The organism is Pseudomonas sp. PA27(2017) (assembly GCF_001945445.1).
In the GTDB taxonomy this organism is placed as follows: Bacteria; Pseudomonadota; Gammaproteobacteria; order Pseudomonadales; family Pseudomonadaceae; genus Aquipseudomonas.
In genome coordinates, this window is sequence record NZ_MSXW01000031.1 from 14,718 (window position 1) to 30,364 (window position 15,647).

Sequence of the window (15,647 nt, forward strand, 5' to 3'; positions counted from 1 at the left end):
TCAATCGGCCATGGGCAAAGGCCCGGGCCGCCTGGGCGCGAACCGCTCGTCTGGATGACGAAAAGGCGAAGAAAGCGAAACGGCTCAGCCGCCGGTCATGCTCATGAAGCGTATAACCTGCACCTGCTCGTCGGTTTCGAAGTGGTGGCGCTCGGGCTTGAGCTGCAGCGCACCGACCAGGGCCTCGCGCAGACGCTCGCTGTCGCCGGGATGGGCGCGCATCAAGCCGCGCAGATCCAGGGCGTTGTCGTGGCCCAGGCAAAGCACCAGCTTGCCTTCGGCGGTGACGCGCACGCGGTTGCAGTCGCCGCAGAAGTTGTTGCTGTGCGGCGAGATGAACCCCACGCGGGTGTCGCTGCCGCCGACCTGCCAATAGCGTGACGGCCCTCCAGTGACATGGCTGCTGCGCACCAGCGCATGACGCGTTTCGATGCGTTCGCGCACCACTTCGCTGGAGCAGAAGGTCTGTTCGCGCTGATGGCTGACCACGCTACCCAGCGGCATCTCTTCGATGAAGCTGATGTCCAGGCCGCGGGCCATGGCGTATTCGACCAGGCCCAGCACCTCGTCGTCGTTGCGCCCGGTTTGCACCACGCTGTTGAGCTTGATGCGCTTGAAGCCCGCTGCTGCTGCCGCGTCGATGCCAGCCAACACCTGGTCGAGCATGTCGCGGCGGGTGAAGGCGGCAAAGCGCTCGCGCTGCAGCGAATCGAGGCTGACGTTCAACCGGGTGACGCCCGCAGCGCGCAGGTCGTTGGCCATGTGCGAAAGCTGCGAGCCGTTGGTGGTGATCGACAGATCCTCGAGCTCGGGGCGCTCGCCCAGGCGGCGCAACAGGCTCAAAAGGTTCTTGCGCACCAGCGGCTCGCCGCCGGTGATGCGGATGCGTTTGACGCCCAGCCCGATGAACGCGTCGGCGACGTTGTACAGCTCTTCGAGGCTGAGGATCTGCGAGCGCGGCGCGAACACCATGTCTTCGCTCATGCAGTAGGTGCAGCGGAAGTCGCAGCGATCGGTCACCGAGAGTCGCAGATAGGTAATGCGTCGGCCAAAGGGATCGACCAACTGCGTCGTGTGCATCGTTCCGATCTCCCGGCCTCGTGGCCAGCTGGAAGTGGCTGCCGCCAATGCGACAGAAGGCAGCTCAGAGGGCTGCGCAGTGACGCCGAGTTTATCACGCCTGCCCCGGCGCCGCGCCGTTCCCCGGGTCGCACCCTGTCGGGTCGGACAACATCGTCCACACATTCAGTGACACAACCGGGCTTACCCGCGTAGCTGCAAAAGCACCTCGCGATGCTGGCGAGTTTTGCAGCAGGCCACAGCCGACGGGCCTCACAGCGATTTGCCGAGCGCCCCGACAACCGCTACGCACGCCCGGCGGAAAGGTCGAACCGGGTTTCCCGCGCCTGGGTCACACAGGCAGACCTCAGGACGACTGGCAATGGAGGGCGCCGATGCCACTGCTGAAACTGCTGCATTTCACCGCGCTGATCGCCTGGTGCGGCACCCTGCTGTACCTGCCCGCGATGATCGCTGCCAGTTGTCGCAGCGCCCAGAGCACGGAGCGCCCGGGCCACCCCGAGATCAACCGCACGATCTTCACCCTGATCGCCACGCCGGCTGCACTGATTGCCATCGGCAGTGGCACCGCGCTGTTCCTGCGCGATGGCACCTTTGGCATCTGGCTGGTGGCCAAGCTCACCGCCGTGGCGGTCATGGTCATCTGCCATGCGCTGTGCGGCCTGCTGATCCTGCAGTGCGAACGTCAGCCCCGCCCTGCCCTGACCGTCGCCTGCGCGGCATTGGGCGGCATCACCTTCGGCATGATTGCCGCCACGCTGTGGCTGGTGCTCGCCAAACCTTTCTGAACCAGGAGCTACCCACCCATGAATGCAGGCGGGCCTCAGCCAGACCTACTCGACGTCGACACCCACGGCATGCTCATAGACCAGGCGCCCACCCAGGTACGCGGCGATGGCGATCAGCCCGGCAGTGAACAACGACAGGTAGAACGCCCAGATCTCGAAACCATCCTCGCCGTGGCGGTAGCGCAGCATCCAGTTCAGCGACGCCAGGGACAGCATCATCACGGCGATGATGGCGTGGCACCAGGCGCTGATCTTCTGGCGGATGCGCCGTACGGTCAGCAGGTCGATCATTCCGGCGATGCTGGCAATCCAGCCGCCGGCTGCACCAACGCCGGCCAGCCACAGGCTGGCACGCGCCCAGAATGGGTCGGTGGTCCAGAAGTAGGCGAAATCGGTAGCCACCAGGCCCAGCAGCGCGGCCACCGGGAAGTGGATCATCATCGGGTGCAGCGGGTGCCCGGCGATGGCGGCGCGACTGATGATGGATTCTTGTTGCTCAGCCATGTCGGCCTCCCTGTCGGTTGGAAAGAAGGTCACGGATACCCGACCCTAATCAAGTTGACCGCACTGGCCTCAGCAGTTCCGATTATCTCCGCGTGCAGTGGTGACCAATCGATTCTGGCCCCGGCCGGCCCGGTGGCGCGCGATATCGCCCTGTTGTGGTGGGCCATGTGCGGCTTCTTCACGCTGGTGTTGGTGGTGGTCAGCGCCATCTGGATCTACGCCCTGTGGCGCAAGCCACGCGAGTATTCGGCGGATGAGACCCGGCGCATCCAGCGGCGGTGGCTGATCGGTGGCGGCATCCTGCTACCCTCGGTCACCATCGTCCTGCTGCTGGCATTCGGCATCCCGGTGGGCCAGCGCATGATGCAGCTGCCGCTACTCGGCGAACGACCGCTGCAGATCGAGGTGATCGGCCATCAGTGGTGGTGGGAGGTACGCTACCCGGACAGCGGCGTGGTGACCGCCAATCAGTTGCACCTACCGGCCGGGCGCCCTGTCGATATCTCCGTGAGCAGCGCCGACGTGATCCACGCCTTCTGGGTGCCGCGCCTGGGCGGCAAGATCGACATGATCCCCGGTCGCGAGAACCACATCCGCCTGCAGGCCGACAAGCCGGGTACCTTTCGCGGCCAGTGCACGGAGTTCTGCGGCACACAGCACAGCCATATGGTGCTCGACGTGCAGGCCCACAGCGAAGAGGACCTCGCGGCATGGCTCGATGCGCGCCGCGAGCCGCAAATCCAAGCCGCGCAAGGCCCGGCCGCCGACACCTTTCTCGCTCACTGCGGGATGTGCCACCGAGTGGCCGGCGTCAGTGCCGGTAACCGTGGCCCGGATCTCACCGACCTGGCCAGCCGCCGCCACCTCGGCGCCGGCCTGCTGCCCAACGAGCCCGGCGCCACGCTGACCTGGATACGCGAGCACGGCCGCTTGAAACCGGGTACCGGCATGCCGCTGACCGACGACCTCGATGCCGAGCACCTGCAGGCCATCGCCACCTGGCTGGAGGGCCTCGAACCATGAGCGCAAGCGACGAGAACCAGCGCGATAACCGCGAAACCCAGTGCCGCGAAACGGCCGACGCCGATGCTCTGCACGACCAGTTCAACGAGGTGTGGGGCAACCCGCGCGGCTGGCGAGCGCTGACCATCGTCAACCATACGACCCTGGGCTTGCGCTTCATGGTCACCGGCCTCGGTTTCTTCATCTTCGGCCTGCTGCTGGCGATGCTGATCCGCACCCAACTGGCACTGCCGGGCAACGCGTTCATGGGCCCGGAGATGTACAACCAGGTATTCACCATGCACGGCACGGTGATGATGTTCCTGTTCGCCGTGCCGATGATGGAAGGCCTGGCGGTGTACCTGCTGCCCAAGATGCTCGGTGCCCGGGATCTGGTGTTCCCGCGTCTGTCGGCGCTGGGCTATTGGTGCTACCTGTTCGGCGGACTGATCATCTGTTCCAGCCTGCTGTTCGGTGTGGCGCCCAATGCCGGTTGGTTCATGTACACGCCGCTGTCCAGCGCTGCGCATTCGCCAGGCATCAACGCCGACTTCTGGCTCCTGGGCATCACCTTCGTGGAGATTTCCGCGGTGTCGGCCGGGGTCGAGCTGGTGGTGTCGATCCTGCGCACCCGCGCCGAGGGCATGGCGCTGAACAGGATGCCGATCTATGCCTGGTACATCCTGACCATGGCGATGATGATCGTCATCGGCTTTCCGCCCCTGATCCTGGGCAGCATCCTGCTGGAACTGGAGCGCGCCGCCGGCCTGCCGTTCTTCGAAGTGGCGCGCGGCGGCGATCCGCTGCTGTGGCAGCACCTGTTCTGGCTGTTCGGCCACCCCGAGGTGTACATCATCTTCCTGCCAGCGGCTGGCATCGTCTCCACCCTGCTGCCGGTGTTCTGCGGCCGCCCGCTGGTGGGCTACCGCGCTGTGGTGCTGGGCGTGCTGAGCACCGGCTTCATCAGCTTCGGCCTGTGGGTACACCACATGTTCACGGTGGGCATTCCGCAACTGGCCCAGGCGTTCTTCTCGGCGGCGAGCATGCTGGTGGCGATTCCCACCGCGATCCAGGTGTTCTCGTGGATCGCTACGCTGTGGCTCGGCAAACCGCGCTACAACGTGCCGATGCTGTGGCTGGTGGGCTTTCTGATCATCTTCGTGTGCGGCGGGCTGACCGGGGTGATGCTGGCGCTGGTGCCGTTCGACTGGCAGGTGCACGACACCCACTTCGTGGTCGCCCATTTCCACTACGTGCTGATCGGCGGCATGCTGTTTCCGCTGATCGCCGGGCTGTACTACTGGCTGCCGCACTTCTCCGGGCGCATGGCCTCCGAGCGTCTGGGCAAGTGGGGCTTCTGGCTGGTGTTCATCGGCTTCAACATGACCTTCCTGATCATGCACTGGACCGGCCTCCTGGGCATGCCACGGCGGGTGTACACCTACGAGAGCGGCCTGGGCTGGGACATGCCCAACCTGATCTCGTCGATCGGCAGCTTCATCATGGTGATCGGCATCGCCACCCTGCTGCTCGATCTGGTGCTGCACTATCGCTACGGCAAACCTGCGGGCAACAATCCCTGGCAGGCCGATACCCTGGAATGGGCCACTGCCCTGCCACCCAACCCGTACAACTTCGTCAGCCTGGCCAAGGTCACGGACCGCCATCCGCTGTGGCGCGACCCGGATCTGAGCGAAAGCATGGCCCGCGGCGAACATGCGCTGACGGTGATCGACCACGGCCGCCGCGAAACCTGGGGCGTCGACCCGCTGACCGGCAAGGTACGGGAGATCATCCACCTGCCCGGCAACAGCTGGCTGCCGTTCATCGCTGCCTGCTTCATCGCCGTGCTGTGCCTGAGCCTGCTGGCCAAGACCTACCTGCTGGCGCTGATCGCCTGCTTCGCGTCGATCGGGGTGCTGCTGCGCTGGAGCTGGGAGAACGGCGCCCACCCCAAGGCCGCACCGGATGCCCAGACCCAGCCCGGCGAGCCGCCGCTGCATTCGCGTACCTGCGATGGGCCGGGCCTGTGGGGCATGGGCGTGACGCTGCTGTCCAACGGTGCGCTGTACCTGTCGCTGCTGTTCGGCTGGTTCTACCTGTGGACGGTAGCGCCAAACTGGCTGGTGCCCGATGCGCCCGTGTTCAACCACTGGCTACTGCTGGCTGCCGCCCTGCTGCTGAGCCTGGCTACGCCCTGGCATCGGCGGGTGCTGGCACGACTGCGCCGCGGCGATGCCCGCGGCTTGTTCGCTTGCCAGGTCGGCCTGGCCGTGGCCGGCCTGATTCAGAGCGCTCTGTTGCTGGTCGCCTTGCTCAGCGAATCACTGGAGCCGACTGTGCGCGCCCATGATGCGGTGATCTTCGTGATGCTCGCCTACAGCCTCGGCCATGCCCTGCTCGCCAGCACCCTCAGTGTCCTGCAGGCGCTGCGCGTACGCATCGGTTACGTGGGCGGCGAGTCGCCCTACGAACCGCTGGTGGTCGCCCAGCTGTGGGGCTACAACCTCGGCGTGCTGTGGGTCAGCTACTTTGCCATCGCCCTGTTCCCACCTGCTTTCGGAGGCGCCTGATGCAAAGCCTGCGTTCGCTCTACAACCCGATCCACGTCGCCAGCGGGCTGAGCATCTGGAGCCTATGGTTCGTGGCCCTGTATGGCGGCCAGGGCGTCGGCTGTTCGGTGGCGCCGCCGCCTCTGGAAGACGGCCCGTGGACCTGGCTGAACCTGGCACTGGCGCTGCTCTCGTTGCTGGCCACAGGTCTGCTGCTGGCACTGGCACGGCTGTTTCTCCGGGCTGCCAAACGCCCCGGCTGCAACGAGCGCGAGCGTTTCGTGGCCAGCGTCTCGGCGGGCGGGCACCTGATTGCCGCCATCGCCGTGGCGTTCATCTCCCTGCCGATCATGGTGCTGCCGCCGTGCGCTTGAAGTTGCAGCGAACCTGCTGGAACGCCACCTAAGCTAGTAACGCGCGATCAGCCCGAAAGGCGATAAGCAACTCTTCCAAAGGCGTGGTAATCGCCATGCTGCGCGAGAGAAGTATTGGCTACGCACCCTGCGGAAGCGGGCGGGGACGCCCAATCCATGCCCGCTAATGGTAGATGCCTCACCTCACCGTGGTGAGGTGACCGTCACGGCACTCGTCTAGCCGCGCTCGGCAGGCGCCGAAGTCAGTTCGAAGGGGCTGTTGCTACGTCGCTGATTGCGATCTTCACGCGGCGTGGCGCCAAAGAAGTTGCGGTAGGCGCTGGAGAAATGCGGCCCCGAGGAGAAACCGCAGGACAGGCCGATCTGGATGATCGATTTGCTGGTCTGCATCAGCAACTGGCGCGCCTTGTTAAGGCGCAGCTCCAGGTAATACTGGCTGGGCACGCGGTTCAGGTACTGCTTGAAGATGCGCTCCAGCTGGCGGCGCGAGACGCACACGTGCTGGGCGATTTCGTCGGTGGTCAGCGGCTCCTCGATGTTGGCTTCCATCAGCAGTACCGCCTGGGTCAGCTTGGGGTGGCTGGAGCCGAGGCGATTTTGCAGCGGAATGCGCTGGCGCTCGCCACCCTCGCGGATGCGCTCGACCACCAGCTCCTCCGACACCGCACCGGCCAGCTCGGCACCGTGGTCACGGGCCAACAGGGCCAGCAGCATGTCCATCACCGCCATGCCGCCACAGGCTGTGAGGCGGTCACGGTCCCAGTCGAACAGGTGGCTGGTAGCGATGACCTTGGGGAAACGCTCGGCGAAGTCGTCCTGCCACCGCCAGTGCACGGATGCCCGATAACCATCGAGCAGCCCCAGTTGCGCCAACGGGTAAACGCCCGCCGCTACCGCGCCGAGGCAACAGCCGTTGCGCGCCACCTGCTTGAGCGCGGTGGCCAGCGCCGGCGCCACGCTGGCCGGCGGCTCGTCGGCGAGCAGGAACAGCTTGCGATAACCTTCCAGGCCTGCCGTCCAGGAATTGCCTGGCAGGCGCCAGGCACCGTCACTGGGCGCCTCAGCCTGCAGGAACGAAACCTCGTAGACCACCTCCGGATGGACGCGCTGGGCGACGCTCAAGGCCTCTTCCGCCAGCGCCAGGGTCAGGGGCTTGGTGGAGGGCCAAAGCAGGAAGCCGATTCGGGGGGCAGTCATGATGGGCAGGTTGGGCTCTGAAGGCAGTGATAGGTCGGGAATGATAACGCCAACTATTTAAGGCTGCCGCTGAGGAACTGTTGCAGCCGTTGAGACTGCGGATTGGCCAGCACCTCGCGCGGGTCGCCACGCTCCTCCACCAGGCCCTGATGCAGGAACAGCAGTTGATTGGACACTTCGCGGGCAAAGCCCATCTCGTGGGTGACCACCACCATGGTACGCCCTTCATCGGCCAGGTCGCGCATTACCTTGAGCACGTCGCCGACCAGCTCGGGGTCCAGCGCCGAAGTCGGTTCGTCGAACAGCATCACTTCCGGCTCCATGGCCAGGGCCCGGGCGATCGCCACACGCTGCTGCTCGCCGCCACTCATATGGGCGGGATAGGCGGTCTTGCGATGGGCCACGCCGACCTTCTGCAGGTAGTGCTCGGCCTTGTCGCGGGCCTCGGCCTTGCCCATGCCCAACACGTGCACCGGCGCTTCCATGACGTTTTCCAGCACGTTCATGTGCGACCACAGGTTGAAGTGCTGAAACACCATGGAAAGCCGCGAGCGCAGGCGCTGTAGCTGTTTGTCATTGGCGGCGCGCAGGGCGCCGTCCTTGCCGGGCACCAGTTCGAGCGCCTCGCCGTTGAGCAGGATCTGCCCGGCGTGGGGCTGCTCGAGCAGGTTGATGCAGCGCAGGAAGGTGCTCTTGCCCGAACCACTGGAGCCGATGATGCTGATCACGTCACCGGCTTTGGCCGCCAGCGACACGCCCTTGAGCACCTCGTGGCTGCCGTAGCGCTTGTGCAGGTCCGTCACTTCGAGCTTGTACATGCTTTTCACTCTTTCAGAAGTCCGAGGGCTCAGGAACGCCGCGGCGCCAGATAGGCCAGCCAGCGACGCTCGGCCAGTTTGAACAGGCGCACCAGGACGAAGGTCAGGCACAGATAGAACAGGCCGGCGGTGATGAATGCCTCGAACGGCAGGTAGTACTGGGAGCTGACGGTGCGCGCCGCGCCGGTGATGTCGATCAGGGTGACGATCGACGCCAGGCTGGTGGTGTGCAGCATCATGATCACTTCGTTGCTGTACTGCGGCAGTGCGCGGCGTAACGCCGACGGCAGGAGGATGCGGCGGTACAACTTGGCCCGCGACATGCCCATGGCCTTGGCCGCCTCGATCTCGCCGTGGGGCGTGGCTTTCAGGCTGCCGGCGAGAATCTCGGCGCTGTAGGCGCTGGTATTGATGGCGAACGCCACGCAGGCGCAGAAGGTGGCGTTGGACAGGTACGGCCACAGCACGCTCTCGCGCACTGCCTCGAACTGGGCGAGGCCGTAATAGACCAGAAACAGCTGCACCAGCATCGGCGTGCCACGAATCACGTAGGTGTAAAGCCAGGCCGGCCCGTTGACCCACGGCGAGCGTGAGGTGCGCATCAGCGCCAGGGGAATGGCCAGCAGCAGGCCGAAGAACAGCGCGATGGCCAGCAGCTTGAGGGTCACCAGTACGCCGCCGAAATACAGCGGCAGGCTGTCCCAGATGACGGTGTAATCGAAGATCATCGTGCGGCCCTCACAGTTCGGCAACCTTGGTGCCGACCGAGTAGCGTTTTTCCAGATAACGCAGGGCCAGCAGCGAGACGCTGGTGATCAGCAGGTACAGACCGGCCACCGCCAGGTAGAAGGTGAACGGCTCGCGAGTGGCGTCGGCGGCGCTCTTGGCCTTGAACATCATGTCCTGCAGGCCGACCACCGAAATCAGCGCGGTGGCCTTGGTGAGCACCAGCCAGTTGTTGGTGAAGCCCGGAATGGCGAAGCGGATCATCTGCGGCACCAGAATGCGCATGAACACCTGAAAGCCGCTCATGCCGTACGCTGCGCCCGCCTCCGCCTGGCCCTTGGGGATGGCCATGAAGGCGCCGCGGAAGGTCTCGGACAGATAGGCCCCGAAGATGAAGCCCATGGTGAACACGCCGGCGACGAAGGGGTTGATGTCGATGTAGTCGTCATAGCCGAGCATCGGTGCGATCCGGTTCACCATGTCCTGGCCGCCGTAGAAGATCAACAGGATCAATACCAGGTCGGGAATGCCGCGGATCACCGTCGAATAGGTTTCCCCCAGCACCGCCAGCCAGCGCACCGGCGACAGCCGAAACGCGGCGCCGATCAGGCCGAGCACGATCGCCACCGCCATCGAGGTCAAGGCCAGAATCAGGGTGAGCCAGGCGCCCTCGATAATGGACGAGCCGTAGCCGTTGAGCATCCGCTTACCTCATGCGTGCGCCCGCAGGCGCCGGAAATGCAACGCAAAAGTGGCACGCGCCGAGCGTCGGCGTGTGCCACTTTTGCTGAAGAACGCCTTACTTGCCGTAGACGTCGAAGCTGAAGTACTTGTCCTGAATGGCCTTGTACTTGCCGTTGGCGCGGATCGCCAGGATCGCGGCGCTGATCTTCTCGGCCAGCGCCTTGTCGCCCTTGCGCACGGCGATGCCCTGGCCTTCGCCGAAGTACTTCTCTTCGGTGAAGTCCGGGCCCACGAAGGCGAAGCCCTTGCCGGCGTCGGTTTTCAGGAAGCCGTCTTCGATGTTCACCGAGTCGGCGATGGTGCCATCCAGGCGGCCGGCGCTCAGGTCCAGGAACACTTCGTTCTGCGAGCTGTAGCGCACGATCTCGGCACCGGCCGGCGCGAAGACGTCGGTAGCGTAGCGGTCATACACGGAGGAGCGCTGCACGCCGATCTTCTTGCCCTTGAGGTCGGTGGCCACGTCGTTCATCACCGCGCCGCTCTTCATCGCCAGCTTGGCAGGCGTTGCGTAGTACTTGCCGGTGAAGTCCACGGCGCGCTTGCGCTCTTCGGTGATCGACATCGACGACAGCACGGCGTCGAACTTGCGTACTTTCAGCGCCGGGATCAGGCCGTCGAACTCCTGCTCGATCCATTTGCACTCGACCTTCATTTCTTCACACAGGGCCACGCCGATGTCGTAGTCGAAGCCGGTGATGTTGCCGTCGGGAGTCTTGTAGGCGAATGGCGGGTAAGCCGCTTCGATACCGATGCGCAGCGCCTTGGCCTCCTGGGCCATGGTCAGCGGCGACAGCAGGGATAGTGCCAGCGCGCCGAGCAGTGCGATCTTCTTCATGGGGAAACTCCTGACAGGGATGGGGTTTCACTGGCCGCAAGGCGGGTAAGCCGGGCCATGGAAGGGTGACGTCGCCAGCGTAGCGCAGGGCTGCAGGCGGCGCACGGAAGTGCGGCATTCTAGCGATAGCGCGGCAGGCGATATTTCCCAGATGCGACAACTAATTACAGAACTCAGGGGGCAGCTGCCCGCCCATCTTGACAGAACAAAAAACAGCCAATTCTGACCAATCGGTTCAGTCGCCCGAGTCATCCACACGGGACAAAGACGAACGCCCCACACCGGTCAACCGGTGTGGGGCGTCGCATCAAAGCACGACTCGGATCAGGCGCAGGCGGCCTGCATCGACTTATGGGTGTCGATCAGGTGTTGCACCACGCCCGGGTCGGCCAGGGTGGAGATGTCGCCGAGGCTGTCGTACTCGGCGGTAGCGATCTTGCGCAGAATGCGGCGCATGATCTTGCCCGAACGGGTCTTCGGCAGCCCTGGCGCCCACTGGATCACGTCCGGGGTGGCGATCGGGCCGATTTCCTTGCGTACCCAGGCCTTGAGTTCCTGGCGCAGCTGCTCGGACGGCTCCTGACCCTGGTTCAGGGTCACGTAGACGTAGATGCCCTGCCCCTTGATGTCGTGCGGCACGCCGACCACCGCCGCCTCGGCGACCTTCGGGTGAGCGACCATGGCGCTTTCCACTTCGGCGGTACCCATGCGATGGCCCGATACGTTGAGCACGTCATCGACGCGACCGGTGATCCACCAGTAGCCGTCTTCGTCGCGGCGAGCACCGTCGCCGGTGAAGTACATGCCCTTGAAGGTCTTGAAGTAGGTGTCGACGAAACGGTCATGGTCACCGTACAGGCTACGCGACTGGCCCGGCCAGGAATCGAGGATCACCAGGTTGCCCTCGGCGGCGCCTTCGATCAGGTTGCCCAGGTTATCGACCAGCGCCGGCACCACGCCGAAGAACGGACGGGTCGCCGAGCCTGGCTTGAGCGCGGTGGCGCCCGGCAGCGGCGTGATCATGAAACCGCCAGTTTCGGTCTGCCACCAGGTATCGACGATCGGGCAGCGCGACTGGCCGACCTTCTCGTAATACCAGTTCCAGGCTTCCGGGTTGATCGGCTCACCGACCGAGCCGAGCAGGCGCAGGCTGGAGCCGTCGGCACCGGCCACGGCCGCCTCGCCCTGGGCCATCATGGCGCGGATGGCGGTCGGCGCGGTGTAGAGGATGTTGACCTTGTGCTTGTCGATGATCTTCGACACCCGGGTCACGTCCGGGTAGTTGGGAATGCCTTCGAACAGCAGCGTGGTCGCGCCGTTGGCCAGCGGGCCGTAGACGATGTAGCTGTGGCCGGTGACCCAGCCGACGTCGGCGGTGCACCAGTAGATTTCGCCCGGCTTGTAGTCGAACACCCGCTCATGGGTCAGCGCGGCGTACAGCAGGTAGCCGCCGGTGGTGTGCAGCACGCCCTTGGGCTTGCCGGTGGAGCCGGAGGTGTAGAGGATGAACAGCGCTTCCTCGGCACCCATTTCCTTCGGCGCGCAGACGCTGCCGGCGACCTTCATCAGGTCCTCGAACCAGATGTCGCGGTGCTGGTTCCACTTGATCTCGGAGCCGGTGCGCTGCACCACGATGACCTTCTGGATGCTGCGCGTCTCGGGGTTGGTCAGGGCGTCGTCGACGTTGGCCTTGAGCGGGATCTTCTTGCCGCCGCGCAGGCCTTCGTCCGCGGTGATCACCACCTTGGACTTGCAGTCGATGATGCGGCCAGCCAGGGCTTCGGGCGAGAAACCGCCGAACACCACGGAGTGGATGGCGCCGATGCGTGCGCAAGCCAGCATGGCGACCACGGCCTCGGGAATCATCGGCATGTAGATGGTCACCACGTCGCCGCGGTGCACGTCCTGGCCGCGCAGGGCGTTGGCGAACTTGCACACTTGCTCGTGCAGCTGGCGGTAGGTGATTTCCTTGTGCTCGGACGGGTCGTCGCCTTCCCAGATGATCGCGATCTGATCGCCGCGCTCTTCCAGGTGACGGTCCAGGCAGTTGTAGGAAACGTTGAGGGTGCCGTCGGCGAACCATTTGATGTCGACGTGGTGGTCGTCGAAGGACGTCTGCTTGACCTTGGTGAACGGCTTGATCCAGTCGAGGCGCTGAGCCTGTTCGCGCCAGAAGCCATCGGGGTTGATCACCGACTGCTGGTACATGGCCTTGTAGGTGGCCTCGTCGGTCATCGTATTGGCCGCCACCTCAGGGCGCACGGGATACAGGGACGCAGCACTCATTGAATCACCTCGGCTTTATTGATGTTGTTTTTCTATGGCGACATTTGTAACCATCGCTCCCCTGCTCAACCATTCGACCATGGTCTTAACGCTGCTAGACCTTGGTCGCAGCTCCTGCTGCCAAGCCACAAACGCCCGCAAACTTCTACGACCACCGCTGCCTGGCGCCAATTGCGAGACGCAGCGAGCATTCTTGTCGGACGACTTTCGCTAAGCTCTGCACAGCCATCCTGGACCCCGTAACGCCATGCCCTTCTCCACCCTGCGCACCCGCGGGCGCGCCCGGCGCCTGAGCACCTCGCTGGCGGTCGCGGCGTTGCCGTTGCTACTCGGCATACCGCTCATGTACTGGCAAGCCGCGACGCTGCTGCAAAGCCGCGCGGTGAAAAGCGCAGCCGATGCCCGCAAACAACTCGACGCCATGCTCGACGACGCAGCCCGCTCCGCCGGCCTGGTGCTGCCACTGGCCGGGCAAGCCTGTGAGAGCGTCGCGCAGACGCTGCGTAGCCAGGTGGCCGTCAGCCCGTTCTCGCGCTCGGTCAATCTGGTAGCGGACGGGCTGATCTACTGCACGTCGCTGATGGGCGCCTATGAACGGGACGAAGATACCGCCAGCTACGTTCGCGGCCAGCTGCGTCTGATGGCCGGCAACGCGGTCACGCCCGACCGCGCCGTACTGGTCTACCGAAAGGCCGAGGGTAACCATGGCGTATTGATCGGTATCGACGGGCAGCACCTGATCAACCTGTTGCAGATCAACGGCCAGGAAGTGTCGCTGCAGATCGCCGTCGGCCAGAACTGGATTTTCGCCGATGGCCGGGTCACCGCCACACCGCCCAGCGGTGAGCTCGAATACGCCACCCAGGCAGCCTCCTCGCGCTATCCCTTCAGGGTCGCCGCCGGCTACGCGCCCGGTGCCACGCTGCAGTACATGCAGGACCACTATCAGCCGCAGTGGCTGCTGTTCATTATCCTCGGTTGCCTGGCCGGCGCCGGCAGCTATCGGCTCGGCCTGCGCGCCACCTCTCCCGGCACGGCGCTCAAGCGCGCCCTGGAGGCCGACGAGTTCATCCCCTATTACCAGCCCGTGGTGGATGCCCAGACCGGCCACTGGCACGGCATCGAAACCCTGATGCGCTGGCAGCACCCGACCGAAGGCCTGGTGCCACCCGACCAGTTCATTCCCCTGGCCGAGCGCCTGGGCCTGATCGTGCCGATGACCCGCGCGTTGATGTGCCAGGTTCGCGAGGATTTCGTCGGGCGTGCCGAACACCTGCCCATGGGCTTTCATATCGGCATCAACATCACCGCTGCGCAATGCTGCGATCTGCACCTGGTCGACGAATGCCGGGACTTCCTGGCCGCCTTCGCGCCCGGGCAGATCACCTTGATCCTCGAGCTCACCGAGCGGCAGATGATCACGCCTACCGAGGTCACAGAACGGCTGTTCGCCGAATTGCGCCAGTTGGGCGTACGCATCGCCATCGACGACTTCGGCACCGGGCATTCGAGCCTGGCCTACCTGCGCGAATTTCGCGTCGACGTGCTGAAGATCGACCGCAGCTTCATTTCGATGATCGATTCGCACTCGCTGTCCCGACATCTGCTCGACAACATCCTCGACCTGGCCACCCGCCTGCAGCTGGACCTGGTCGCCGAGGGCGTGGAAAGCGCGGAGCAGGTTCAGTACCTGACCCAACGTGATGTGCGCTATCTGCAAGGCTTTCACTTCGCCAGACCGATGCCCGCCGCCCCGCTGTTCGATACGCTGCGCACGCCGCCGACGGTATAGAACCGGGAAGCCCGGCGCTGTGGCCGGGCTTGTTTTTTCTTTTGCGACATAGCCTGTTCAACGGCCTGCGAGCGCAGCCGCCGCTGGGCAGGCTATCAGTTCATACCCAGCCAGTTCGGCAATGCCAGCGACACGAACGGCACGTAGGTGACCAGGATCAGGAATGCCAGCATCACCAGCAGCCACGGCGAAACCGCGCGCACCACACGGGTCAGCGGCATGCCGGTGACCGCCGAGGTGACGAACAGGTTGAGACCGGTCGGTGGGGTGATCAGGCCGATCTCCATGTTCACCACCATGATGATGCCCAGGTGGATCGGGTCGATGCCCAGCTGCATGGCGATCGGAAAGAGGATCGGCGCCAGGATCAGGATGATCGCCGACGGCTCCATGAAGGTCCCGGCGATCAGCAGCACGATGTTCACCACCAGCAGGAACTCGATCGGGCTGAAGCCCTGCTCGACGACCCATGCGGTGATCGACTGCGGGATCTGCTCGGTGGTCAGCACGTGGGCGAACAGCATGGCGTTGGCGATGATGAACATCAGCACCACGCTGAGCTTGCCGGCCTCGACGAACACCTTCGGGCACTCGCGGATGGTCATGTCCTTGTAGATGAAGATCGCCACGAAGGCCGCGTACACCGCCGCCACCGCTGCCGCTTCGGTCGGCGTGAACATACCCGAGTAGATGCCGCCGAGGATGATCACGATCAGCAGCAGGCCCCAGCCGGCCTTGCGCCCGGCGGTGAGGATCTCGGCCATCGACGCGCGTGGCAGCGACGGCATGTTCTTGACCCGGGCGATGATGTAGATGGTGATCATCAGGAACACGCCCAACAGCAGCCCCGGCACTACACCGGCCATGAACAGCTTGCCCACCGAGGTTTCGGTGGCGGTGGCGTAGACCACCATGACGATCGACGGCGGAATCAGGATGCCCAGGGTAC

14 protein-coding genes are annotated in these 15,647 nt (G+C 64.7%); 5 read left to right on the forward strand and 9 right to left on the reverse strand.

The annotated features are described in order from the left end of the window. Positions 1 to 84 precede the first annotated feature (84 nt). Complete coding sequence (moaA, locus tag BVH06_RS16495; protein ID WP_075932728.1) at positions 85 to 1,080, reverse strand: GTP 3',8-cyclase MoaA; 996 nt, start codon at positions 1,078 to 1,080, stop codon at positions 85 to 87. A 374-nt stretch (positions 1,081 to 1,454) separates the two neighbouring features. Between moaA and BVH06_RS16500 the strand changes: the two genes are divergently transcribed. After that, positions 1,455 to 1,868 (forward strand): CopD family protein, encoded by a 414-nt coding sequence (locus BVH06_RS16500; protein WP_075934808.1) that lies wholly within the window; start codon positions 1,455 to 1,457, stop codon positions 1,866 to 1,868. A gap of 45 nt (positions 1,869 to 1,913) precedes the next feature. Here BVH06_RS16500 and BVH06_RS16505 read toward each other — a convergent pair whose 3' ends face one another. Further along, the gene (locus BVH06_RS16505; protein WP_075934809.1) at positions 1,914 to 2,372 is read right to left on the reverse strand and encodes a DUF2231 domain-containing protein; all 459 of its coding nucleotides are present in this window, start codon (positions 2,370 to 2,372) and stop codon (positions 1,914 to 1,916) included. A gap of 132 nt (positions 2,373 to 2,504) precedes the next feature. On the opposite strand from BVH06_RS16505, the gene coxB reads away from it, so the two are divergent. The 3 genes from coxB to BVH06_RS16520 are packed head-to-tail and all read left to right on the forward strand — an operon-like array spanning position 2,505 to position 6,300. Then, positions 2,505 to 3,395 carry a cytochrome c oxidase subunit II gene (coxB, locus tag BVH06_RS16510; protein WP_075934817.1) on the forward strand — a complete coding sequence of 297 codons (891 nt, stop codon included), beginning with the start codon at positions 2,505 to 2,507 and terminating at the stop codon, positions 3,393 to 3,395. Continuing rightward, positions 3,392 to 5,947 (forward strand): cytochrome c oxidase subunit I, encoded by a 2,556-nt coding sequence (gene ctaD / locus BVH06_RS16515; protein ID WP_075934810.1) that lies wholly within the window; start codon positions 3,392 to 3,394, stop codon positions 5,945 to 5,947. Before coxB ends, ctaD begins: the two co-directional genes overlap by 4 nt. Next, complete coding sequence (locus BVH06_RS16520) at positions 5,947 to 6,300, forward strand: hypothetical protein (RefSeq protein ID WP_075932724.1); 354 nt, start codon at positions 5,947 to 5,949, stop codon at positions 6,298 to 6,300. Before ctaD ends, BVH06_RS16520 begins: the two co-directional genes overlap by 1 nt. 216 nt (positions 6,301 to 6,516) lie before the next feature. Here BVH06_RS16520 and argR read toward each other — a convergent pair whose 3' ends face one another. The 6 genes from argR to acs form a co-directional block, all read right to left on the reverse strand. After that, a complete protein-coding gene (argR, locus tag BVH06_RS16525) occupies positions 6,517 to 7,497 on the reverse strand; it encodes a transcriptional regulator ArgR (protein WP_075934811.1) in 981 nt (326 codons plus the stop codon). Between the two features lie 53 nt (positions 7,498 to 7,550). Next, entirely contained in the window at positions 7,551 to 8,315 is a 765-nt protein-coding gene (locus BVH06_RS16530; protein ID WP_075932722.1) for an ABC transporter ATP-binding protein, read from the reverse strand. 29 nt (positions 8,316 to 8,344) lie between these two features. Further along, on the reverse strand, positions 8,345 to 9,043 hold the full coding sequence (locus BVH06_RS16535; protein WP_075932721.1) for an ABC transporter permease: 699 nt from the start codon (positions 9,041 to 9,043) through the stop codon (positions 8,345 to 8,347). A gap of 10 nt (positions 9,044 to 9,053) precedes the next feature. Next, on the reverse strand, positions 9,054 to 9,743 hold the full coding sequence (locus BVH06_RS16540) for an ABC transporter permease (protein WP_075934812.1): 690 nt from the start codon (positions 9,741 to 9,743) through the stop codon (positions 9,054 to 9,056). Positions 9,744 to 9,840: 97 nt separating this feature from the next. Further along, positions 9,841 to 10,620 (reverse strand): ABC transporter substrate-binding protein, encoded by a 780-nt coding sequence (locus BVH06_RS16545; protein ID WP_075934813.1) that lies wholly within the window; start codon positions 10,618 to 10,620, stop codon positions 9,841 to 9,843. Positions 10,621 to 10,944: 324 nt separating this feature from the next. Further along, a complete protein-coding gene (gene acs, locus BVH06_RS16550) occupies positions 10,945 to 12,906 on the reverse strand; it encodes an acetate--CoA ligase (protein ID WP_075934814.1) in 1,962 nt (653 codons plus the stop codon). Between the two features lie 247 nt (positions 12,907 to 13,153). On the opposite strand from acs, the gene BVH06_RS16555 reads away from it, so the two are divergent. Continuing rightward, a complete protein-coding gene (locus tag BVH06_RS16555) occupies positions 13,154 to 14,698 on the forward strand; it encodes a cyclic diguanylate phosphodiesterase (protein WP_075934815.1) in 1,545 nt (514 codons plus the stop codon). A gap of 95 nt (positions 14,699 to 14,793) precedes the next feature. Here the strand turns inward: BVH06_RS16555 and BVH06_RS16560 are convergent. Continuing rightward, positions 14,794 to 15,647 (reverse strand): TRAP transporter large permease (locus BVH06_RS16560; protein ID WP_075934816.1); only part of this gene is annotated, 854 nt, incomplete at its 5' end.